The sequence below is a fragment of the Rhodococcus sp. WY5 genome, from assembly GCF_018588185.1.
Taxonomy (GTDB): Bacteria; Actinomycetota; Actinomycetes; order Mycobacteriales; family Mycobacteriaceae; genus Rhodococcus_F; species Rhodococcus_F qingshengii.
Window position 1 is genome coordinate 1238808 of sequence record NZ_JAAMPR010000001.1, and the last position, 23738, is coordinate 1262545.

A 23738-nucleotide genomic window follows, 5' to 3' on the forward strand; every position below is an offset into this window, starting at 1 on the left:
CCCGAACCAACCGATCAACCGGGAGTTCGCGCCAGCGCTCTCGCATCTCCGTCCATCGAACATCGATCAGGCACATCCTGGGGAGTAAGAAATGCCTAACGACATACCGCCGACAAGGTCGGCCATATTCACCGCAGGGCTCCCGCCCTGGGTGCGAGCGTGGACGGTGGTATGGACTGCCATCGCGATGATTCTCGGTATCTCCGGCGCGACGGCAGTGGTTGCGTCAGCGCAGCCGGCCGCGACGCTCGGCGGCCCCGTTCAGGCTCAGGCGCCGGCTCGCGCCGCTGTTCTTCCGGATGAACAGCCCGCAAAAGGCTGCGCATTCAGCGCCCCCGGCACCGGTCCGTTCTCGCAGAACATCTGCTGGATCGATATGTCGACGCTCGATGCGGCAACGGCTGCTTCTGCGGCAGGGCAGTCGATGGAAATCCAGCTCACCGACGGTTACAAGATCAACTTCAAGGCCTTCCTCACCGACTCGGTAGCGGGAAAGACACACCAGGGGATCGAAACCAGGGAACTTCCCACCCTGCACTACGCAGCTCTTGGCTCGTCTGCGTACACGGGTGTGCCGTCGACGATCAAGCCTGCGATCTATCAGAAGTCCGCTGACAATGGTCAATCCGGCGGAACGGTGTCGCTGAAGAACATCGTGATGACCGGGCCGAACGGCCCGATTTACAACTACGGCCTCGTCGCTGCTGACGCCGAGTCGACTGACGCCAACACGTCGACCGACAAAGAGTTCCTGACCTTCAATTCTGACAAGCCTCTCCGCCAGATCGCACGCACGGTTGGTGCGGATGCGCCCGGCTACCCCGGAATTCGGGCTTGTGACGGTGGGCTGACGGCTATGCCCGCCACCACCGTCCGATGCGATTCGTGGAACCTGGTCAACAACAAGGAGTATTCGCCAGGCACTTTGGTTGTGGCATCGACCGCTCCGACCAACTTCGCGGCGACGTTCGGAAATACTGTTCTGGACACCTCTCGTCAGGGTCTGGCGTTCGGTGTTTTGCTGTCGAAGGTCAAGATCGACAAGGACCTCACGCGCGTCACCCCCGGTGACGATTTCACTATCGGCATGAGCACCGGACACCACGCTGATGCAGGCGCCGCTGCAGCAACCGAGATCAAGAGCACCACGACCGGTGCGACTGATACGACGGCATCGACTGGCTGGCGGACGCTCCTCGCAGATACCACGCCCACCCCTGTCACGTTCTGGGAGAAGCCAACTACCTCGGCGACCAAGACCGCGAACTATGCGACATCGTGGGATTGCCAGGTAAACGGCGTGACCCAGGCCCTCAGGGTCGGTGACGTTGCGCAGGCCGCACTTACACCGGGTGACAACGTGTATTGCAAGGTCAAGAACACCCCGGTTCTCGTGAAGAAGTCGTCGTCACCACCTACCGGTGAGACGGTCAATATCGGCCAATCAATCACCTACACTCTGAATTTCGAGAATCCGGGCACTGCGCCGGCAGCGATCGACTACACGGACTACCTCGCCGACGTCATTGATGACGGAACAGTTGCGGTCGGTGCTGCAACCGGCGGACTCACCGCCGCATTGAACGGCGCCGACAAGATCAAGGTCGGCGGCACCTTGCCGGCCGGCGGCAAGGGGACAGTCACCTACACCGTCACGGTCAAAGACGGTGGTAACAAAGTCCTGAACAACTACCTCGTTCCGGGGACAACAACTCCTCCCACAACATGCGATCCTGCAACCAATCTCTGCACGACGCATCCCATGCCCGGGTTCACAGTCGCGAAGACCGCTGTGCCCGCGACAGGTTCGACGGTTCAGGCCGGCGATACCATTACGTACACGGTCACCGGTGCTAACACCGGCAAGACGGCCCTGACTCCCGCGACGATCAAAGACGATCTGAGTGCGGTTCTCAACAATGCTGCCATCGTTCCGGGCTCGCTGAAGGCGACCGTCGACGGTGCTGCTGTCGCTGCTCCGACCCTGTCGGGCAGCATTTTGTCGTGGTCCGCCAATCTCCAGGCTGGTAAGTCTGTTGTTCTGACCTACCAGGTGAAGGTCAATGCCGGCGTTGCCGCGGGCACGGTTCTGAACAACAAGGTCACCGGTACTGCGAAGCCACCCACCGGTCCGGACATCACTCCTCCTACGGTGGAGACGAATCACTCGGTTCCCGGCTTCAAACTGGAGAAGACTGCTGATCCGATCTCCGGTTCGACGGTTCAGGCCGGCGAGTCGATCAAGTACACCGTCACCGGCACCAACACCGGCAAGACGAAGCTTGATCCGGTACAGATCAATGACGATCTGGGTGCGGTCCTCAATAATGCTGCTGTCGTTCCGGGTTCGCTGAAGGCGACCATTGACGGAGCTTCCGTGGCTGTTCCGACTTTGTCGGGTACGACGCTCTCGTGGACTGGCGTTCTCGAAGCCGGCAAGTCGGTTGTCCTGACCTACGAGGTGAAGGTCAACGACGGTGTCGCTGCGGGTACGGTCTTGAACAACAAGGTCACGGGTACTGCGAAGCCGCCGACCGGTCCGGATATCACTCCTCCTCCGGTGGAGACGAATCACTCGGTTCCCGGTTTCACTGTCGCGAAGACTGCGGATCCGGCATCGGGTACCGGCGTCAATGCTGGTCAGACGATCACGTATACGGTGACAGGTACGAACACCGGTAAGACGACGCTCAATCCTGTTGTGTTGACTGATGATTTATCGAAGGTTCTCGACAACGCGACGTTGGTGGACGGTTCGCTGAAGGCGACTGTTGACGGTGTCGACGGTGCTGCTCCGACCCTGTCGGGCACCACGCTCACCTGGACCGGTGCATTGGAAGCCGGTAAGTCGGTTGTCCTGACCTACCAGGTGAAGATCAATGCCGGTGTTGCCGGTGGCACGTTGATCAACAACAAGGTCTCCGGTACTGCGAAGCCGCCGACGGGTCCGGAGATCACTCCTCCGCCGGTGACGACGGAGCATCCGGTTCTGTCTCCGAAGATTGCTGTGGTGAAGTCTTCTGATCCGGTGTCGGGTTCGAATGTTGTTGCCGGTCAGGACATCAAGTACACGCTTTCGTTCTCGAACACCGGTAACGGTGCGGGTGAGGTGGCGTACTTCGATGATTTGCGTCAGGTTGTGGACAAGGGTGCATTGAGTGGTTTGGCTGCTGATGCTCCGTTGGTTGCGACGATGGTCGGCAGTGATGGTTTCTCGGTGACGGGGACCTTGGCGGCCGGCGAGAGCAAGACGGTGACGTATTCGGTGAAGGTCAATGCCGATGTGGTCGGTGGGGTGTTCGTGAACAACTTCGTTGTTCCGGGTACGACTCCGCCGGTTGATCCTCCGGAGGTGTGTGATCCGGCGACGCAGCTGTGCACGACGCATCCGGTGGTGTCTCCGAAGATTGCTGTGGTGAAGTCTTCTGATCCGGTGTCGGGTTCGAATGTTGTTGCCGGTCAGGACATCAAGTACACGCTTTCGTTCTCGAACACCGGTAACGGTGCGGGTGAGGTGGCGTACTTCGATGATTTGCGTCAGGTTGTGGACAAGGGTGCATTGAGTGGTTTGGCTGCTGATGCTCCGTTGGTTGCGACGATGGTCGGCAGTGATGGTTTCTCGGTGACGGGAACCTTGGCGGCCGGCGAGAGCAAGACGGTGACGTATTCGGTGAAGGTCAATGCCGATGTGGTCGGTGGGGTGTTCGTGAACAACTTCGTTGTTCCGGGGACGACTCCGCCGGTTGATCCTCCGGAGGTGTGTGATCCGGTGACGCAGCTGTGCACGACGCATCCGGTGGTCTCTCCGAAGATTGCTGTGGTGAAGTCTTCTGATCCGGTGTCGGGTTCGAATGTTGTTGCCGGTCAGGACATCAAGTACACGCTTTCGTTCTCGAACACCGGTAACGGTGCGGGTGAGGTGGCGTACTTCGATGATTTGCGTCAGGTTGTGGACAAGGGTGCATTGAGTGGTTTGGCTGCTGATGCTCCGTTGGTTGCGACGATGGTCGGCGGTGATGGTTTCTCGGTGACGGGAACCTTGGCGGCCGGCGAGAGCAAGTCGGTGACGTATTCGGTGAAGGTCAATGCCGATGTGGTCGGTGGGGTGTTCGTGAACAACTTCGTTGTTCCGGGGACGACTCCGCCGGTTGATCCTCCGGAGGTGTGTGATCCGGCGACGCAGCTGTGCACGACGCATCCGGTGAAGGTTCCGGGGTTCACGGTTGCGAAGGCTGCGGATCCGGTGTCGGGTACCAATGTTGCTGCTGGTCAGCCGATCACGTACACCGTGACCGGTTCCAACACGGGTAACACGACCCTTGATCCGGTGGTGTTGACCGATGATCTGTCGAAGGTTCTCGACAACGCGACGTTGGTGGACGGTTCGCTCAAGGCGGCTGTCGACGGTGTCGACGGTGCTGCTCCGACCCTGTCGGGTACGACGCTCTCGTGGACCGGCGTTCTCGAGGCCGGTAAGTCGGTTGTTCTGACCTATCAGGTGAAGGTCAACGACGGTGTCGCTGCGGGTACGGTCTTGAACAACAAGGTCACGGGTACTGCGAAGCCGCCGACCGGTCCGGAGATCACTCCTCCGCCGGTGACGACCGAGCATCCGGTGAAGGTTCCGGGGTTCACTGTCGCGAAGGCTGCGGATCCGGTGTCGGGTACCAATGTTGCTGCTGGTCAGACGATCACGTACACCGTGACCGGTTCCAACACGGGTAACACGACCCTTGATCCGGTGGTGTTGACCGATGATCTGTCGAAGGTTCTCGACAACGCGACGTTGGTGGACGGTTCGCTCAAGGCGGCTGTCGACGGTGTCGACGGTGCTGCTCCGACCCTGTCGGGGACGACGCTCTCGTGGACCGGCGTGCTCGAGGCCGGTAAGTCGGTTGTTCTGACCTACCAGGTGAAGGTCAATGCCGGTGTTGCCGGTGGCACGTTGATCAACAACAAGGTCTCCGGTACTGCGAAGCCGCCGACGGGTCCGGAGATCACTCCTCCGCCGGTGACGACGGAGCATCCGGTTCTGTCTCCGAAGATTGCTGTGGTGAAGTCTTCTGATCCGGTGTCGGGTTCGAATGTTGTTGCCGGTCAGGACATCAAGTACACGCTTTCGTTCTCGAACACCGGTAACGGTGCGGGTGAGGTCGCGCACTTCGATGATCTGCGTGGTCTGCTCGATGATGCTGATCTGGTTGCGGGCAGCTTGAGTGCTGATGCTCCGTTGACTGCTGCGATGGTCGGCACGGATGGTTTCTCGGTGACGGGATCCCTTGCGGCCGGTGAGAGCAAGACGGTGACGTACACCGTCACGGTCAAGGCTGATGCCGATCGCGTTGCGGCGAATGCCGACAACACGGTGCTCAACTTCGTTGTTCCGGGGACGACTCCGCCGGTTGATCCTCCGGAGGTGTGTGATCCGGCGACGCAGCTGTGCACGACGCATCCGGTGAAGGTTCCGGGGTTCACGGTCGCGAAGGCTGCGGATCCGGTGTCGGGTACCAATGTTGCTTCTGGTCAGACGATCACGTATACGGTGACCGGTTCCAACACGGGTAACACGACTCTTGATCCGGTGGTGTTGACCGATGATCTGTCGAAGGTTCTCGACAACGCGACGTTGGTGGACGGTTCGCTCAAGGCGACTGTCGACGGTGTCGACGGTGCTGCTCCGACCCTGTCGGGTACGACGCTCTCGTGGACCGGCGTTCTCGAGGCCGGTAAGTCGGTTGTTCTGACCTACCAGGTGAAGATCAACGATGGTGTTGCCGGCGGGGTTCTGATCAACAACAAGGTCACCGGTACTGCGAAGCCGCCGACGGGTCCGGAGATCACTCCTCCGCCGGTGACGACCGAGCATCCGGTGGATGGCACACCCGCGATCGAGGTACTGAAGTCCTCTGTTCCGTCCACCACGAACCGTGTGGTTGGCGGCCAGGAGATCACGTACACGCTCACGTTCAAGAATGTGGGCACCGCGGATGGTGAGGTCAGCTTCTACGACGATCTCACCGACGTTCTCGACGATGCAGTAATGACGAAGGATCCGGCTACCACTTCCACGCTGGTTGTTTCGGGTGTCGTCGACAACGTCTTCACGGTCACCGGAAAGCTGGCCAAGGGCGAGACCGCGACAGTGACGTACACCGTCAAGGTCAATCCTGAGATCGGAACGTTGTCAGGTCCCGGATTCACTCCGGGTGTCCTGAACAACTACCTGGTGGTTGGTGGCGAGAACCCGCCAGTGGACTGTGTCCCGGGCGACGCTCTCTGCACCGAACACCCGATAGACCCGCCGGAGACCACCACTACGGTGCCGCCGACGACCACCACGACGCCGCCGGTCACGACGGAGCCCTGTGTTCCTCCGACGACGACCACGCGGATGGTTCCGACGACAACGGTTGCGACGACGACGGCTAGCGCGATCACTGCCGGTGACGCTGATGTGACCGGTACGGAGGAATCCACCACCGCGGAGGAGACCACCACAGAGGAGACCACGACAGAAGAAGTTGTCGCGGAAGAGATTGTGGATCCGTGTGGCGTGACGACAACGACGCCGCCGACGACAACGCCGCCGGTCACGACAGTTCCGCCGACCACGACGGTTCCGAACACGACGGTGCCGGTTACACCGACGATCATCATTCCCCCGATCGTCGTTGTGCCTCCGATCGTCGTACCGCCGACGGTTCCGGGTCAGCCGGTTCCGAGCACGGTTCCGGGACAGCCGAAGCCGCCGACAGCAAACCCGGGTCAGCCGGGTCAGCCGAAGCCGTCTGCTCCTCAGGGCGGGACGATCAACTCGGGTGGTGGCGCTGGTGAGAGTGGCGTGAACACCGGGTTGCTCGCAGCAGGTGGATTGGTTCTGCTGCTGGCGCTGGGAACGGGTGTTGTTCTCCTGACGCGTAAGCGTCGCGAGGACGGTGACAACTGATTCTCTTGAGAATCTGAGGTAAACGACGTGGGGCAGATCGCAGAGTATGCGATCTGCCCCACGTCGTTTTCATGTGTGTTACGAGCCGAGCCGAGATCCGTCCTTCTTCCAGGCTGCAACTACCGACGGGCGAGGCTGGGCGGAACCACCGTCGGGCCAATGGGATGCGGGGCTTTCGATGCTGGCGTCGTCGGTCTCGCCGGGGTGCTGGACGCAGACGATGACGCGCTTCTCGTCCACGATGGGGCCGCAGGTTTCGGCGCCGACGGGAACGGTGAGGAACTGCTTTGTCTCACCGCGGTTTTCGCCTTCGAGGACAACGCTGAACAGCCCGTCGTTGGACTTGAGTGCGTTGCCGTCGGTGGAGATCCACAGATTGCCGTGCGGGTCGAAGGCAAGGTTGTCCGGGCATGAGATGGGGCTGACCTTGCTCTTGTCGAACCCGCCGAAGTAAGTATCGGCTGTGGCCGGATCTCCGCAGACGAGAAGAAGATTCCAGCCGAAGGTGGTGCCGGCGTGGTCGTCGGTGATTTCGAGGACCTGGCCGTTCTTGTTGTTGTTCCTCGGGTTCGCCTCGTCGGCCGCGGCGCCACCGTCGACTCCGCGCTTGGTGTTGTTGGTCAGTGCGACGTAAACCTTGCCGCTCTTCGGGTTTGCCTCGAAGTCCTCGGGGCGATCCATCTTCGTTGCCCCGACCTTGTCACCGGCCTGGCGGGTGAAGACGGCGACCTCTTCGGCGCTCATGCCGTCGACCAGCGATTCGCCCTTGCCGTCTTCGCCGGTGCGCAGGATGGCTACCCACTCGCCGGTTCCGTCGAACTTGCCGTCCGACGGAAGCTTGCCGCTGCCGTCGATCTCGCCGGCGGAGTTTCCGCTGAGCTTTGCGACGTACAGTGTTCCGGCGTCGAGCAGAGTCATGTTGTGGCGCATGGCTGCCTGACTCTTGCCGTCCTGCATCTTTCGGCTGGAGACGAACTTGTACATGTAGTCGAAGCGCTCGTCGTCGCCGCTGTAGGCGACGACGGTGCCGTCCGACGTGATGTAAATGGTGGCGGCTTCGTGCTTGAAACGTCCGAGCGCTGTGTGCTTGATCGGAGTCGACGACGGATCCCAGGGATCGATCTCGACGACGTATCCGAATCGGTTGACCTCGTTGGGTTCTGCGACCAGATCGAACCGCTTGTCGAAGCGTTCCCACTTGCGCTCGGAAGCGGCACCGGCAAGACCGTAGCGCTTCAGCCGTGCTGCCACCGTGGGATCGGTGACACCCTCGGCGTTCGCGAAGTACTGGTTGAAGTTCTCTTCGCCGGAAAGCACTGTGCCCCAGGGGGTGACGCCGCCGGCGCAATTGTTGAGGGTGCCGAGCACTTTGGTTCCCGTGGGATCGGCACTCGTCTTGAGGAAGTCGCTACCTGCAGCGGGGCCGGTCACGACAAATTCCGTGGTTCCGGTGATGCGGCGGTTGTTCGATCCGATCTCCGGTACCAGCTTGCCGTTGTCGGATTCGCCCTTGACCTGCACGACCGACAGTCCGTGGCTGGCGAGGCCGATCTTGAACTGCTCCTCGGTCGGGTTCTCCGCATCGTAGCCGCGGAACATCGCCGGCTCGGTGGAGTATTCGTGATTGACCACGAGTAGGTAGGTGTTGGGCTGCCCGTCGACCGGGAGCAATCCGGCGAAGTCGTTGTTGAATCCGAACTGCAGTTCCTGCGCTGCCGCAGTCTGCTTGTCGAAGTCGAAAGCCGGGGCGCCGGCGAGAACGGAGTCACCCCAGCGAATCACGACGGCTTGATCGTATCCGTCAGGGACGGTGACCTTGTCTTCCTTGTTGGGCGCGACGGCGCCGAAGTTCGTCCCCGCTGGTGTTGATCCGCTGCTGCTGCCGCTCGTCGATCCGGTTCCCGGTTCGGCACTTGCGGATTCGTCCGAACACGCGACGAGGGCGCTGCCCGCTCCCACCGCGAGGACTGCCATGCCGCTGCCCCGGAGCAAGCCGCGACGACTCAGCGCTGTGCGTGCGATGTCGCGGAAGTACTCGCCGCCCGAGGTGTTGGGGACCTCGTGAGAGCACGCGTTTCCGCACTTGTACTGGCAGGTGATCGACGCGCGCGCAGACACGCCGTCGTGTTTGACGAACAAGGCCAAAGGCTTGATAGCCACCGTGAACTCCCGAGATTCGATGTACGGACTTCGGGAACCGTAGAAGCTCTAAGCAAGGGTAAAGGAACGTAAAAATGAACGGCAAAACAACGAGGTGACCCTTACCCGCGGTTTACGACGCGTCCCCGCGGGGACGTCGCATGACATTTGTCATCGCTGATCCGTGGACGGTGTCACCGCAGGTGATGACGCAGTGCACTGTTTTCGGCTCTGACTTCCCGCGAAGCTTGGATGCATGAGAGAACCACATGAGGGAAGCCTCCTGACGGACCTGATGGACATCGGACCCGCACCCACGATGGGCCGCGAACTTGTTGTGATCGTCGTGAATATCGCGATCATCGGAGTGCTGTTCGCGATCATCGGCTCCAATCCCGTGTTCTGGATTCTTGTTGCCGCTCTCGCTGTCTATGCGGGTATTCGATTCGCGATCGGACTGCGCGGCTGGAACCGAGCGGAGGCGCAGCGATGAAGGGCGATCCCGTGATCGACGTAGTCGGAATGTCGCGGCGTTACGGCTCCGGTAAGGAGGCGTTCGATGCTGTTCGCAATCTGGATCTGAGTGTTCAGGAAGGCGAGCTGTTCGGCCTCCTCGGGACCAATGGTGCCGGCAAGACGTCCACTCTCGAAGTGATTCAGGGTCTTTCACGAGCCAGTGCCGGAACGGTGCGCGTTCTGGGCATGGATCCGGTGCGCAACCGCAAGCAGATTCGCCCGTCGCTTGGCATCATGCTCCAGAAGGGTGGCTTGCCCCAAGACCTGACTGCTCGTGAGAGTTTGGCGATGTGGGCCGGAACCTGCTCGAATCCGCTGCCCGTGGACGAGGTGTTCGAGCGCGTGGACATGCGTGACCGTGGTGATACCCGCGTGAAGTTCCTCTCGGGAGGTGAGGCGCGGCGACTGGATCTGGCGTGCGCGATCATCGGCCGGCCACTCGTCCTGTTTCTCGACGAGCCGACTACTGGTTTGGATCCCGAAAGTCGACGTAACACTTGGCAATTGATCGCTGACTTGAAAGCGTCGGGCGTCACCATCATGTTGACGACGCATTACCTGGACGAAGCCGAGTCCCTGTGCGACCAGTTGGCGATCATGCACCGAGGATCGGTGGTGCGCAGCGGAACCGTGGCGGACGTCGTCGCGGATCATCCTGCCCAGATCAAACTGCACCGTCCCGGTCTTCCGCTCCCGGCCCTGGCCGGCGCCGAGGTACGCGTCGAAAACGATCTGGTGGTGATCACCACTCGCACAGTGCAGGAGACGCTGACGGAACTGCTGCTGTGGGCACAGCACAACAACATCCTGCTGACCGGCCTGGATGCCCGCGCGGCATCCCTGGAGACCGTATTCCTCTCCATTGCAGACCAATTCGATCATCACGCAACTCTCGAAGGAGCGTCGGCATGAACCGCATAGCAACCCTGTCTCGTTCGGAGTTCACGCTCCTGGGACGAAATCGACTGTTGCTCTTCAACGCAATCGTCCTCCCGTTGATCTTTCCCGTGGGGATGCTGTACCTGTCGCGCGATGGCGGGTTGTCCGACAAGTCGGTGTCGGCAGGCCTCGAGGTGTTTGCACTCTTCCTGCTCGTGTTCGTGGTCTTCTACAACCTCCTGTCGGTGTACGCGACGCGTCGTGACGAGTTGGTTCTCAAGCGACTACGGACAGGGGAATGCAGCGACGCCGAGATCCTCGCGGGCCCGGCAGTGCCGTCGTGGGTTCTCACCGGCCTGTTGACGGTGGTGATCGGAATCGCCGTGATGGTTCTGGGCGGTAGTGCTCCGGTCAATCCGGTCCTGGTGCTGGTCGCAGTGATCGGCGGCGCCGCGCTCTTCACGGCGCTGGCGTTGATCACTTCGGCTGTAACGCGAAATGCAGAGGCGGCGCAGATCACCTGCATGCCGATTCTGATTCTGGCGACGGCAGGTATGTCTTCGATCAGGAATGTCGTGCCGGACAACGTTGCTCGCATTCTCGATTTCACTCCGCTGGCCGCGGTAGTCGACCTTCTCAATCTCGGATGGCTGGGGCGGACCACTGGCGAACTGGCTGATCTGGGCGATGCGCCCGGTGCGGCAGCGGGATTTGTCGACACCTTCGGTTCGGCTGCGCAACCGCTGTTGGTCATGCTGGCGTGGATCGTCGGTTCGGTTCTGATCGCGAACGTCCACTTCCGCTGGGAACCGCGTTCGTAGAACTCTGAGAAGGTAGTGGGCATGATCGCGCAGAACTTCGGACGCTGGAATCCGAGACGGACGTGGCGAACCGCGTCGAACGTCGACAAGGTTCGCCTCTACACGCGGCAATCGTTCATCATGGTCGCAGTGGTTTTCGGTGGCTTCGGTGCGGTCACCGAGGTCGTTGCGGATCGGTACCTGTCGGGTGTCTTCCTCGGAATCAGTGCCGTTGCGTGCGTCATCGCCGTGTCTCGGATGCCTGATCTGGGCGGAGTCGTGGCCAAGCCCGTCCAGATTCCTCTTGCCGTGATGACGTTGTCGGCGTTCTGCTCGGCGGGAATTGCCTTGGGAAGCAATGGCGAGAACGGCCCGTACTTCTGGCTGGCGGCAATCCTTGTCGTGCCCCTTGCGGGGTTGACGTCGTTGCGCTGGCTGATCGTGGGCTCGGTGGCCGCCGGGGTTGTACTGGGACTGCTTGCGGGTCCGGAAAGCGGCGTGTCCGTCGGAATCGTCGCCGCCTTCATGGGGCTGACCGTCTACATGTCGGTGTGGCTGCTGCGGATGGTCACCGAATTGGACGAGGCACGCGGAGCCGCTGCCGCTCTGTCCGTCGCCGAGGAACGGTTGCGATTTTCACGCGACCTCCATGACGTCGTCGGGCGGGCACTGTCTGCAATTGCGGTGAAAAGTGAACTTGCAGCTACTCTTTCACGACGTGGCGACGATCGTGCCGCCGCGCAGATGGACGAAGTACGCGAACTTGCGCAAGATTCACTCGACGAAGCGCGCGAGTTGGTTCGGGGATACCGGTCCATCGCCTTGGCGTCCGAGCTGGCCGGTGCGCAGTCTCTGCTCGAGGCCGCCGGAATCTCCACCGCGATACGTGGATCGGCAGATCAGCTGCCGGTGGAACTGGCCGAAGCTGCCGCCTGGGTCGTCCGCGAAGGAGTGACCAACATTCTCCGGCACTCGAGTGCCGAGAATTGCAGCATCGAGGTGTTCGCGGACGGCGTCGTGATCGCCAACGACGGCGCACGGATCGCAGAGCCGAACAACGGAACCGGCCTGAACGGATTGCGCGAGCGCGTCGGCGCCGTCGGAGGAATTGTCGAAACCGTGCAGGACGAAGATCGCTTCACCCTCACCGCCCACTTTCCGTCCCGAACGAAGGAGTCTCGGTGACCGAGCCGATCAAGGTACTGCTGGCCGACGACGAGAACCTGATCCGCTCGGCTCTGGCCATGATGTTGTCGCTCGAGGACGACATCGTTGTCGTCGCGGAAGCCGAATCCGGCGAGGATGCCGTGGTCGCTGCTGCAAAACATCAACCTGACGTAGCCGTGCTCGACCTTCAAATGGCAGGTATCGACGGCATCGAGACGGCGCAACAGATTGCGCAGACGGTCTCGGGGTGCGTCTCGATCATCGTGACGAGCCACGGGCGTCCCGGGTATCTGAAGAAGGCACTGTCAGCAGGCGTCCGAGGATTTCTGCCGAAGACGACGCCTGCGGCGACGCTCGCCGAGGTGGTCCGCAGCGTCCACGCGGGCGGGCGGTACGTCGATCCGTCGTTGGCTGCCGAGGCAATCGGCGCCGGCGACTCACCGCTTACTCCGCGCGAAGCGGACGTACTCGAGTACGCGGCCGACGGAGCATCCATCGAGCAGATCGCTTCCCGGGCACACCTGTCTGCGGGTACCACCCGAAACTATCTGTCGTCAGCTGTCACCAAACTCGGTGCAGCCAATCGGCACGAAGCCGCAGTGATCGCCCGCCGGCAGGGGTGGATTTAGGGCCTTCGGCCCTGTGCGCCTTTCTGGTTGCGGGCACTACCAAAAAGGCGCACAGGGCCGAAGGCCCCGCAATGTCGAGAATCCCCGACTTGCTTCGTCCCTGTAGTGAAGTGCGACCAGAATGGGTGGCACCGACACAGAGGAGATTCACGATGGCCAAGTACTTGCTGCTCAAGCACTACCGCGGCGCTCCGGCTGCAGTCAACGACGTGCCGATGGACCAGTGGACGCCGGACGAGATCACTGCCCACGTGAAGTACATGCAGGACTTCGCGGATCGGCTCGAGAAGGCGGGCGAGTTCGTCGACGGTCAGGCTCTCGCTCCTGAGGGCACCTTTGTCCGATACGACGGTGAGGGTCGCCCCCCGGTCACCGACGGTCCGTTCGCGGAAACCAAGGACCTCATTGCCGGCTGGATGGTGATCGACGTCGACAACTACGACCGTGCCGTCCAATTGGCCGGCGAGCTCTCGGCCGCGCCCGGCGCAGGCGGGAAGCCGATTCACGAATGGCTCGAACTGCGCCCGTTCCTGACCGAGCCGCCGACCATCACGGACTGAAACCTGTCATGGACGACGCCCTGCTTCGGAGTCTGACTCCGAGCGTGCTCGGCATCCTCGTCCGCCGCGGAGCAGATTTCGCGTCGGCCGAGGACGCCGTGCAGGACGCTCTGCTCGAGGCGGTCAGGGTCTGGCCGGACAACCCGCCGCGGGACCCGAAGGGCTGGCTGGTCACGGTGGCCTGGCGGCGGTTCCTCGACGGGATCCGGTCGGATGCGGCTCGCCGCAGGCGGGAGCTTCGGGCTGACGAGCAGCCAGGCGAGCAGCCAGGCGAGCGGCCGGTCAGCGGGTCGGTGCCGGGCGTGGACGACACACTCCAGCTCTACTTTTTGTGCGCGCACCCGTCGTTGACGCCGTCGTCCGCCGTCGCACTCACGCTGCGCGCTGTCGGCGGGCTGACCACCCGCCAGATTGCGCAGGCCTACCTGGTGCCCGAGGCGACTATGGCTCAGCGCATCAGCCGAGCCAAGCGCACGGTCTCCGGCGTCCGGTTCGAGCAACCCGGCGATGTCGCCACCGTCCTGCGTGTCCTTTATCTGGTCTTCAACGAGGGGTACTCCGGCGACGTCGACCTGGCTGCCGAGGCCATCCGGCTCACCCGGCAGTTGGCGGCCGCGATCGATCACCCCGAAGTCGCAGGGTTGCTCGCACTGATGCTGCTCCATCACGCTCGTCGAGCCGCGCGAACTGCCGCGGACGGCAGTCTGGTTCCGCTAGCCGAGCAGGATCGCAGCCGGTGGGACACCGATTCGATTGCCGAAGGAGTCGCAATCCTCCAGTCAGCTCTCGCCCGCGACCGGCTCGGTGAGTTCCAGGCCCAGGCCGCCATTGCTGCACTCCATGCCGACGCTCTCACAGCAGACGAGACCGACTGGGTGCAGATCGTGGAGTGGTACGACGAACTCGCAGCCTTGACCGACAGCCCGATCGTCCGGCTCAACCGAGCGGTGGCCGTCGGCGAGGCAGACGGACCACGCGCCGGATTGGCAGCTCTTGCAGCGCTGGGCGATTCACTTCCACGCCATGCCGCAGTCGAGGCCTATCTGCGTGAACGCGACGGAGACCTGGAGTCGGCGGCGAGGTTGTATGCCGATGCAGCGCACAAGGCATCCAACCTCGCCGAACGCGACCATCTGATGCTTCAGGCGTCCAGGATCAACGCCCGTCGATCTCCTGCAAGCGCCCCTGAGTCAGAGAACCTGTGAGAGGAACGCTTGCAGTCGATCTGTTTCGGGATCGTCGAAAAGCTGTTCCGGAGTACCGGTTTCGACAACGGCACCGCGATCCATGAACAGCACCTTGTCGGAAACGGAACGCGCGAAACCCATTTCGTGCGTCACGACGACCATGGTCATGCCGGACTTCGCGAGATCGGCCATCAATGCCAGAACACCCTTGACCAGTTCGGGGTCGAGAGCTGACGTCGCCTCGTCGAAGAACATGACCTCGGGCTTCATCGCCAGGGCGCGGGCAATGGCGACGCGCTGCTGCTGACCGCCGGAAAGGTTGCCGGGCCGCGAGTCGGCCTTCTCCCTGAGCCCCACCAGATCCAGCTGCTCGAGCGCGAGCGCCCGAGCTTGCTCCTTCGACAAACCCTTGAGCTTGTTCGGCCCGAGTGCGATGTTCTCGGCGACGGTCTTGTGTGGGAACAGGTTGAAGTGCTGGAACACCATGCCGATCCGCTGGCGTAGCTCGTCGGGGTTGTCCTTCAGGACGGACTTCCCGTCGAGCAGCACGTCACCCTGCTCGGGCTCGTGCAGACGGTTCAGCACGCGCAGGAGCGTCGACTTGCCCGAACCGGAGGGCCCGATGACGGTGACGGTGTTTCCGGCGTCGACGTGCAGGTTGACGCCGCGAAGCACCTTGTTGGTGCCGAAGGACAGATGCAGGTCCTTGCCGGTGAGCGATACGGACTTCAGTTCAGAGCTGGTGGTCATGTCCTCAGCCCCTTTCCACGACGATGGCCTGCTCGAGCGGATCCAACGTGCCTGAAGTGTCGGCGCGTCCGGTCCGGAGTCGGTTGTCGATGTAGTTGACGAGGTGCGTCAGCGGGATGGTCAGAGCAAGGTAGAACAAGCCTGCCGCAACGAGCGGGGACAGGCTGCCGGTCTGGGCGTTGAGATCGCGTCCGACGGCAAAGAGCTCCCGCTGGGTGACGAGCAGACCGAGGAAGTAGATCAGCGACGAGTCCTTGATCAGCGAGATGAACTGGTTCATCAACGCCGGCAGAACGCGTCGTACTCCCTGCGGGATGACGACCAGCGACATGGACTTTCGGTAGCTGAAGCCGAGGGCACGGGAGGCTTCGAGCTGCCCGGACTCGACGCTCTGGATTCCGGATCTGAAGATCTCACCGATGTATGCCGACGCGAGCAGTGACAGCGCCGCGACACCGAGCCAGTACGGATTGCTACCGGTGATTCCCTTGACGATCGGTCCGACGCCGAGCCCGATGATCAAGATGATGACGACTGCGGGCAGGCCACGGAAGATATCGGTGTAGACGCGGGCCGGCCAGCGCAGCCAACGGGTGCGCGAGATACCGGCGACAGCGAGCAGCATGCCGAGGATCGTGCCGATGATGCCGGACGCGAGCGCAAGGATCAGGGTGTTGGGAAGACCGGTCTTGAGGAGATCGGGGAATGCCTTCTTGTACAGATCCCAGTCGAAGAACGTGTCCTTGAGCTGTTCGAGCGTCGACTTCGGTTGGTACGACGCGGTATCGCCACCGTCGCCGTTTGCTGCGTTTTCCGCGGCAATGGCTGCGAAGTCGGGCAGTTCCGGAGTGGCCGCGGCCTTGGATCCGGGCTTCCAGCCTTCAGGGAGTTGGCGCGGTACCCAGTCGGCGTACAGCTGAGACCAGGTTCCGTCGTCGATGACTGCGTCGAGGCCGGAGTTGAGGGCGTCGATCAGCGGCTGGTTTTCCTTGTTCACCGCCCAGCCGACGAAGTTGTTGACCGAGAAGGTGTTCTGGATGATCGAGGTCGGATCACCGGGAGCGATTGCACCTTCGGCCTGCTGAGACGGAGCTACCCAGGCGTCGATCTGTCCGGACTTGAGGTTCGCGTACGCCGTGGCGTAGTCGGGAAACTTCACGGGATCGAGCTTGAGCGTGTTCACGACGTAGTCGTCCTGCACGGTTCCCTGTACGACGCCGATGCGCTTTGATGCGTCCAGGTCCCCGAAGCCGGTGATCGGGCTGCCGTTAGGCACGACGAGGGAGAAGTATCCGAAGTCGTAACCGTTGGTGAAGCCGACGGTGTTGCGACGGTCGTCCGTGGTGGTGATGGACGACGAGCCGACGTCGAAGCGTCGACCGGCAACCTGGGCGAGAAGCCCGGCGAACTCGGTGCCGACGAACTCGACCTTCAGGCCCAGCTTGTCCGCGACGGCCTTCAGCAGCTCGTTGTCGTATCCGGTGTACTGATTCTCGGAGTTGACGCAGATGCTCGGGGGCGCGTCACCGAGCGTGCCGACCGTGATGACCCCGGGTTTGATCAGATTCAGCTTCGAGGTGTCGATCTGATCGACCGGGGTGACGGTGGCCGTGGTGTAGCGGTCTTCGGCGCCCGCACCCGCTGCCGCGTCCAGATTGGTGGGCGCCGCGGTTGCAGCTCCCACTCCTGGAGGTGCACACAGGTCTGTGGGGGCTGCCGACGAATCCGAGCCACTCGAGCACGATGACAGAGTCAGCGCCAGGAGGGCAGTGAGGAGCAGTGCCACCACCAGGCGGATCTTCGCTGCGACGGAAGAAAACATGCGTGCAGCGTAAACCTAAGGGTAGCCATTTCTCCGTGTAGAACTGTTGACAGTTTTCGGACAAGGGGCCGTTGCGCTGCGGGCATGCCTTCAAATCAGCGTGATTTTAAGTATCGCCAGGTCGGGGAATCTCGTGCCGTAGAGATCAATATCAAACGGTCTGGTCGGTATAGCCGACGCCCAGGGGGTCGCTCCAGGTGGTCCACACGTCTGGCCCGAGTTCGATCTCGGCTGTGGTGAGTAGACACGCGTCGAGTTCTCGGTGCAGTCGAGACGGGTCGATGGCTTGGCCGATGAAGACGAGTTCTTGTCGGCAGTCTCCGACGGGTTCTTCCCACTTGTCGAGGATTCCGTCACGACGGTAATCGTCGGCCGGCCACTCGTCACGGGGTAGAAACTTCCACCAACGGCCGACGTATCCGTGGCGAATGAGATGACCGGCCTGAGAAATACTCCCGATCTCGGTGAACCGGCCGGCATTCCAGTAGTAGCCCTTGGCCCGAAGTAACTTTCCGTTGGTCCACTCGCTGCTGAGGAAATCATGCAGCCGTTGGGGGTGGAAGGGTGCGCGCTCGCGGTACACCACCGAACTGATTCCGTACTCTTCGGTTTCGGGGATGTGTTCACCTTGGAGTTCTTGTAACCATCCGGGGGCCTGTGCAGCCTTTTCGAGTGAGAACAAACCGGTGTCGAGAATCGTGTCGAGTGGGATGCGACCGAGCGTCATCGGAACTATCGCAGCGGATGCGTTCAAAGAGCGCAGGACTGCGGTCAATTCGACCAGGTGCTGGTGCGAGACGAGATCTGCCTTGCTCACCAGGATGACGTCGGCAAATTCGATCTGATCGACAAGCAGATCCGCGATGTCTCGTTCGTCTTCCGGGGCATCGGCTTCGACGCGGCCCCCAGCTGTGTAGTCGCGCAGAAAACTGTGGCCGTCGACGACGGTGACCATGGTGTCGAGTCGGGCGACGTCGGCGAGGGCGTGGCCGTCGGTATCGATGAATGTGAACGTCTCTGCGACGGGCAGCGGTTCGGAGATGCCCGAAGATTCGATGAGTAGGTAGTCGAATCGGCCATCGGCGGCTAAGGCACTGATCTCGGAGAGAAGATCCTCTCGCAGGGTGCAGCAGATGCAGCCGTTGGTCATCTCGACCAGTTTCTCTTCGGAGCGACTGAGCGAGACCTCACGCTCGACTTCTGCACTGTCGATGTTGATTTCGCTCATGTCGTTGACGATCACCGCGACCCGCCGACCCTCTCGATTTCGCAGGATCTCGTTGAGTAGTGTCGTCTTCCCGGCGCCCAGGAAACCTGACAGCACCGTGACCGGAAGTCGTGTGTCGACCATGATTTCCAGTGTCCTTCCGAATGAGAGAATTGCTGTGATCAGGCGGCGGTCACGCGAAACGCTGTGCTCGCGTGACCGCCGCCCGGAATGTTGGACGATCAGGCCGCAGGCTCGAGGTAACCCTCGAAAAGGTCGACTACGACGCTGCCGCCGTCGGTGTCGCTACCGAACAATTCCTCGGCGGCGAACTTCACGTGGTACGTCGGTTCTTCGCCGGCGTCGTTGCGCCCGTGGCCGATTGCGTCGGGAAACGGCCACTTCTCGGTAGTCCGATGAGAGATGGTTCCCACTCGTCCGCGGCAGTACGCAGGCATTCGAATATGCCCCGGAACGTACTCGTCGCGCACGCGTACTCGCTGACCGATTTCGAAGGTGGTCGTCTCGACGGGTGCCGGACGCCCTTCGGATTCGCTGGGCCGCGACAGTGGGAACGGTCCCCCTGCAAGGCTTTCGAGTTCTTCCTGCGTCAGGATTCCCTTTTCGACCATCAGTGTCGCGACGCCGATGACGTACCTCTCGTAGTACGGGGTCATCATGTAGTGGCGTGGTTCCATCCGCTCGACGACGTATCGAACTTCGTCGACGCTGAATGCCCCGAGTTCGGCGACACCGGCGAACATCAGGCTGTACGGCAGGTGTTCCCACTCGGCGTGGAAGGTGGGGCCGATGTCGGCGTTGACGGTATGCGGGACTTTGCCGAAGCCTTGAACTCCGGCAAGATCGTGTACTCCATCCATGGTGTGCTTCTTTCTTGTCGGGGTGATCAGACGGTGGGGACCTGCGGGACTGCGACGCCGATCAGGCAGTCCTTGGTGACGATTTCCTGCAGTTGTTCCTGGCTCCAGCCTTCGGTGCCTGCGGGACGTTGCGGGAGAACCATGTAGCGAGTTTCGGCGGTGGTGTCGTAGACGCGGATCTCGACGTCCGACGCGATCTCGGTTCCCATCTCGGAGAGAACCTTCCGTGGCTCACGCACCACTCGCGCACGGTATTCGAAACTCTTGTACCAGGTAGGGGGCAGGCCGAGAATGGGCCACGCGGTGCAAGAACACAGCGAGCACACGATCACGTTCTTGAGGGTTGGGGTGTCTTCGACTGCCACGATGTATTCGCCCTGGGGGCCCAGATATCCGTACTGGGCAACCGCGGCGGTACCGTCGGTGAGAAGCAGTTGCCGGAAATCGGGGTCGGTCCACGCCCGCGCGACCAATTCCGCTCCGCGCCTTGGACTGAAGTCCTCCTCGAAGGTCTTCTTCCATCCCTCGACGTAACCGTCGGGTACCAATCCCTTACCGTCGAGTGCGCGGAACAGGGCCCACGCGCGATCGGAGACCGGCGCCTGGGCCGGTGCGGCGTTCTCCGTTGTGTGGTCGATCGTTACTGACATCTGGTTCACCTTTTCTATGCGGGCTGATCATGTGTGAATCGGTGGAATTTGTTGTGCAAGTGCGGATACAGAACTAGGTGAGGCTGAGTTGTGGTGCAGAGTCGGAGATGTGGTCGGCAGGCGTCGGAAACGCGCCGCGAAGCTTTTCGAATGCGCGCCCGACCCGGAGGACCGTCGCATCGTCGAAGGTCTTGCCGGTGATCATCATTCCGACCGGAAGCCCGTTCACCAGGCCGGCGGGAACGGACAGGGACGGGTGTCCGGTCACGTCGAATGGTGCTGTGTTGGCGATCATCCCGAGAGCCTTCGTGATGAAGGTTGCACGATCCACGTCGTTCGCCGGTAGTTCGGATGCGACGTAGGGCAGTGTGGGCATCACCAGGACGTCGAATTGTCTCAAGGCAGTGTCGTAGGCGGCGCGGGCGAGCGGTACGAGGTTCCGGGCTTTGCCGTAGCTCGCGCCGCCGAGGGTGGTGATGCCGTGGTGGCCGGTCAGAGCCACCAGTTTGACGGTTTCGGACAGAGCGTCGGCGTGCTGAAGGCGTCGAGAAGCAAAGTGTGCCATCAGTTCCGGATCGTACAAACCTTCGGCGTTCATGCCGTATCCGTTGCCGTCCAACATCTGGTAGGCACCACCGTCCGTGGCGATCACGTTCCAGATGTGGAAAGCATGTAGGTGCCACGGGATGTTTACTTCCTCTACCGTGCAACCGATTTCGGCCAGACTGTGTGCTGCTGCGCGGACTGCGTCGTCGACCTCGGGCTGTGAGACCGCGTGCCCGAAACCTTCTCGAACGATCCCGATTCGCAGACCATCCACATCGGAGTCGAGGGTGGACAGATAGTCACCTGCTTCGACGCTGTCGGCTTGGCGTGGGTCGTTACCGTCGCGACCGGCGATGACCGAGAGCATCAGTGCGGCATCGTGGACCGTGCGTGTGATCGGGCCGAGATGGTCGATTGTTCGCTCGATGGGAAATGCACCGGTATACGGGACGAGCCCGAACGTCGGCTTGTGTCCGACGACGCCGCAGAATGCCGCCGGGATCCGGATCGATCCGCCCTGATCCCCGCCGATGGCAAAATCGACGTCACCGTTTGCGACGAGAGCCGCACTGCCACCGGATGATCCACCTGCTTCACGCTGTGGGTCCCATGGATTGCGGACCGGTCCGCTTGCCGGTGTGAAGCTCGAACCGGAGAAACACAGGTCCTCACACACAGCTTTGCCCGCGACGGTTGCACCGGCCGCCAGTAGTCGAGTGACCACAGTCGCGTCGCGAGACGGAGTGAACCCCTCTACTGTCCGAGACCCGTTCATCATCGGAACTCCGGCCACGGTCACGTTGTCCTTGATCGCCACGCGTCGGCCGGTCAGGACGCCGTCCGACGTCGGCGGGATGCTTGTGGTCACATACCAAGCGCTCAAAGGATTTTCGCTCGCTGTTGGCACCGTGTGCTCACGTGACGTGGTCGGCGGGGTTGCCTCGTCGGCGTACAACTGGTCGACGAGGTCGTAGGAGCCCAGTGCTCCGTCGATCAGTGCCGGCCACTCGAGCCGGGCTGATTGGTCGAGAGTGATGCCGTAATGCTTTGCGGCGGTGTCTATTGCATTGTCGTCAGGTCGGATTGTCGCCATGAGAAGTGTGCTCCTGATGTGATCGGCTTCACTTGTCTTTCAGACTAGGGCCGGATCCATAATTGCGTCAATAGGTATCGACATATTGACTCGTTAAGTTCGGGTTACGCGTGCTCAGAGAGAGCGGGGGTACAGGCGCCCACGGCGTGATTCAGCGAGCAGAATCGGTCGATGCAGTGGAACGCCGTTGTTCGTAGAGCTTTTCGATGTCGTGACAAGCTGCCGAAGTACTGTTTCCGGATCGCCTGCCGACGTTCGTTCGACTGCGCGTGCGTAAGCGACGATCGCTTCGTATGTTGTCTCCGACAGGGAACTGAGCGGAGGCAGGAGTTCGTTCGAGCTCGCGCTGTATCGCTTTTCGAGGTCGTGATCGCAGGCTGCGGATTGAAAGTAGCCGAATGCCGCCCAGACTCCGTCGGCATCGGAATTGCCGATGAGCTGCTGAGTGGCCTCGTCGAGGACCAATGCAAACGTCCGCGTGGTGGCCCGCAGTCCGTGCTGGGCGCATTGTCGTTCGAAGAAGACCTCGTCATGGCCCACCAGGGTGGAAAGAATCAGTTCGGCCCCGGAGTCGGCTATCGACTCGATGATGCGTGAGAAGTCGGTTGTCCCCAACGGTACGTAGACTTCGCCGGCCACCGAACCTGTGGATTCGGCGATCACACGCCGGGCCGCCCAATGCGCTCCGAACGACCACGAATACTGCTGGCCGACCAGGAACCAAGTGCGAGAACCGGTCTCGGACATCATTGCGGGTATACCTGCTCGCGTCTGGTCGAGTGGTCGCTCACCCAATCGAAGGACTCCCGGACGCGATCGACCTCCCTCGTTGAGAACTGTGTGCACTAACAGCACACCGGTGTTCTGCAATGCAGATGCAGCGGCATTGAAGGTCGACGATGTCACGCACGCGAAAACGGCGCGACATCCGCTTTTCACCAATCGCAGTGCGGTCGCCGCTCCGGCCGCCGAGTCGGAAGCGTCATCGCCGATCACCAAGTCGACGAGAACGCCGCCGATGCCGCCGTCGGCATTGATTTCTTCCACGGCCAGGGCTGCGAGTGTTTCTGTCGCCTGGGCGAATACAGCTGCCGGGCCGGATTTGCTGACCAGCAGCCCGATCCGATGTCGGTCGGAACGCGGAGGTTCGGGTGGAGCGAATCCGCGCTTGTTGGCAAGCCAGGAAATGCCGTCCTGATCGAGGCTGGACTCGAGAACGATCCGGGTCCCGGCGCCGTCGGGAAAGAACCGGATCGTCAGGCGGCCGCGCCACGGTTGGTGGTGCACGATCACGACCGATCGGCCCCGCTTCACGCCGGCGACGTATCCCAACAGCGTGATCGGCATTCCGACTGGATCTGCGCGTGCGCCGTCGCCGACGGGAAGGGAGATGGCGGCAGCGGCCCCGACCGTCAGTTGCTCACATTCGAGTTCGAGCAGTTGCCCCGTTTCGAGGCGCTCGAAGGCTGACCCTGGTGGGTCGGTCGTCACGATCTGTGCCGTTACGGAGAGACCTGGCACGTTCTACTTCCTGCCTGAAATAGGTGCTGGGGCTCAACAAGGCCTCACGCTCGGCGACGCACCGATGCGACGTCTGAATCCTCAGTCGCAGTGGCCGGCAACTCGGAGGCGTTCGAACCTGCTTCCAGCGCTCGCCCGAGGACGTCGCGCAGGAACTGGAGTGCATCGTTGGCGGGCCCCGATGGATCTATCGAGAACAGGCGATGACGTCCTTGACGCCGTTCGACGATCACGCCGGACAACCGCAGCGCCTTGAGATGTGTGGATACCGTGGTGCGACCGACCGTCGAAATTTGATCGCTGATGAAGCCCGCGTTGCACTCGCCGTGGGTAGCCAGCGTGTCGAGAATCTGTCGACGCACTTGGTCGGCCAGCACAGCAAACGCCAACTCTTCGTTTCGTTGAGTAGTCACTGTCTGCTGTCCGCGCTTCCTCGATGGTCTCT

General features: G+C 61.8%; 17 protein-coding genes. 8 read left to right on the plus strand and 9 right to left on the minus strand.

Translation table 11 applies throughout. The features are described from left to right. Window positions 1-91: 91 nt before the first annotated feature. A complete protein-coding gene (locus G4D79_RS05610; protein WP_214514225.1) occupies window positions 92-6946 on the plus strand; it encodes an isopeptide-forming domain-containing fimbrial protein in 6855 nt (2284 codons plus the stop codon). A 78-nt stretch (window positions 6947-7024) separates the two neighbouring features. Here the strand turns inward: G4D79_RS05610 and G4D79_RS05615 are convergent, their stop codons facing one another. After that, window positions 7025-9106 (minus strand): PhoX family phosphatase, encoded by a 2082-nt coding sequence (locus G4D79_RS05615; RefSeq protein WP_099696914.1) that lies wholly within the window; start codon window positions 9104-9106, stop codon window positions 7025-7027. Window positions 9107-9341: 235 nt separating this feature from the next. Here G4D79_RS05615 and G4D79_RS05620 point away from each other — a divergent pair, with 235 nt between their 5' ends. The 7 genes from G4D79_RS05620 to G4D79_RS05650 all read left to right on the plus strand — a co-directional run bounded on the left by G4D79_RS05620 (window position 9342) and on the right by G4D79_RS05650 (window position 14841). Beyond that, on the plus strand, window positions 9342-9578 hold the full coding sequence (locus G4D79_RS05620) for a hypothetical protein (RefSeq protein ID WP_234552183.1): 237 nt from the start codon (window positions 9342-9344) through the stop codon (window positions 9576-9578). Continuing rightward, window positions 9575-10513: an ABC transporter ATP-binding protein gene (locus G4D79_RS05625; protein ID WP_099696915.1), complete on the plus strand. Its 939-nt coding sequence runs from the start codon at window positions 9575-9577 to the stop codon at window positions 10511-10513. Before G4D79_RS05620 ends, G4D79_RS05625 begins: the two co-directional genes overlap by 4 nt. Then, window positions 10510-11301 (plus strand): ABC transporter permease, encoded by a 792-nt coding sequence (locus tag G4D79_RS05630; RefSeq protein ID WP_003946064.1) that lies wholly within the window; start codon window positions 10510-10512, stop codon window positions 11299-11301. Before G4D79_RS05625 ends, G4D79_RS05630 begins: the two co-directional genes overlap by 4 nt. A gap of 21 nt (window positions 11302-11322) precedes the next feature. Continuing rightward, on the plus strand, window positions 11323-12465 hold the full coding sequence (locus G4D79_RS05635) for a sensor histidine kinase (protein ID WP_054782137.1): 1143 nt from the start codon (window positions 11323-11325) through the stop codon (window positions 12463-12465). Next, the gene (locus G4D79_RS05640; RefSeq protein ID WP_003946002.1) at window positions 12462-13076 is read left to right on the plus strand and encodes a response regulator transcription factor; all 615 of its coding nucleotides are present in this window, start codon (window positions 12462-12464) and stop codon (window positions 13074-13076) included. Before G4D79_RS05635 ends, G4D79_RS05640 begins: the two co-directional genes overlap by 4 nt. A gap of 152 nt (window positions 13077-13228) precedes the next feature. After that, window positions 13229-13636 (plus strand): YciI family protein, encoded by a 408-nt coding sequence (locus G4D79_RS05645; RefSeq protein ID WP_003945999.1) that lies wholly within the window; start codon window positions 13229-13231, stop codon window positions 13634-13636. Between the two features lie 8 nt (window positions 13637-13644). Further along, window positions 13645-14841, plus strand: a complete 1197-nt coding sequence (locus G4D79_RS05650) for an RNA polymerase sigma factor (protein WP_099696916.1) — start codon at window positions 13645-13647, stop codon at window positions 14839-14841. Here the strand turns inward: G4D79_RS05650 and G4D79_RS05655 are convergent. The 8 genes from G4D79_RS05655 to G4D79_RS05690 all read right to left on the minus strand — a co-directional run bounded on the left by G4D79_RS05655 (window position 14827) and on the right by G4D79_RS05690 (window position 23706). After that, a complete protein-coding gene (locus tag G4D79_RS05655; RefSeq protein WP_003946070.1) occupies window positions 14827-15573 on the minus strand; it encodes an amino acid ABC transporter ATP-binding protein in 747 nt (248 codons plus the stop codon). The two genes, G4D79_RS05650 and G4D79_RS05655, sit on opposite strands and share 15 nt — an antisense overlap. Before the next feature lie 4 nt (window positions 15574-15577). Continuing rightward, complete coding sequence (locus G4D79_RS05660; RefSeq protein ID WP_003946057.1) at window positions 15578-17395, minus strand: ABC transporter substrate-binding protein/permease; 1818 nt, start codon at window positions 17393-17395, stop codon at window positions 15578-15580. Between the two features lie 151 nt (window positions 17396-17546). Further along, entirely contained in the window at window positions 17547-18746 is a 1200-nt protein-coding gene (gene zigA / locus G4D79_RS05665) for a zinc metallochaperone GTPase ZigA (RefSeq protein ID WP_099696917.1), read from the minus strand. Between the two features lie 98 nt (window positions 18747-18844). Continuing rightward, window positions 18845-19483 (minus strand): nitrile hydratase subunit beta, encoded by a 639-nt coding sequence (gene nthB / locus G4D79_RS05670; RefSeq protein ID WP_007735254.1) that lies wholly within the window; start codon window positions 19481-19483, stop codon window positions 18845-18847. Between the two features lie 26 nt (window positions 19484-19509). Then, entirely contained in the window at window positions 19510-20133 is a 624-nt protein-coding gene (gene nthA / locus G4D79_RS05675) for a nitrile hydratase subunit alpha (RefSeq protein ID WP_003946052.1), read from the minus strand. 73 nt (window positions 20134-20206) lie between these two features. Further along, on the minus strand, window positions 20207-21772 hold the full coding sequence (locus tag G4D79_RS05680; protein ID WP_099696918.1) for an amidase: 1566 nt from the start codon (window positions 21770-21772) through the stop codon (window positions 20207-20209). Between the two features lie 114 nt (window positions 21773-21886). Beyond that, entirely contained in the window at window positions 21887-23293 is a 1407-nt protein-coding gene (locus tag G4D79_RS05685; protein WP_099696919.1) for a substrate-binding protein, read from the minus strand. A gap of 44 nt (window positions 23294-23337) precedes the next feature. Further along, window positions 23338-23706 carry a helix-turn-helix transcriptional regulator gene (locus G4D79_RS05690; protein WP_007735244.1) on the minus strand — a complete coding sequence of 123 codons (369 nt, stop codon included), beginning with the start codon at window positions 23704-23706 and terminating at the stop codon, window positions 23338-23340. Window positions 23707-23738: the final 32 nt, after the last annotated feature.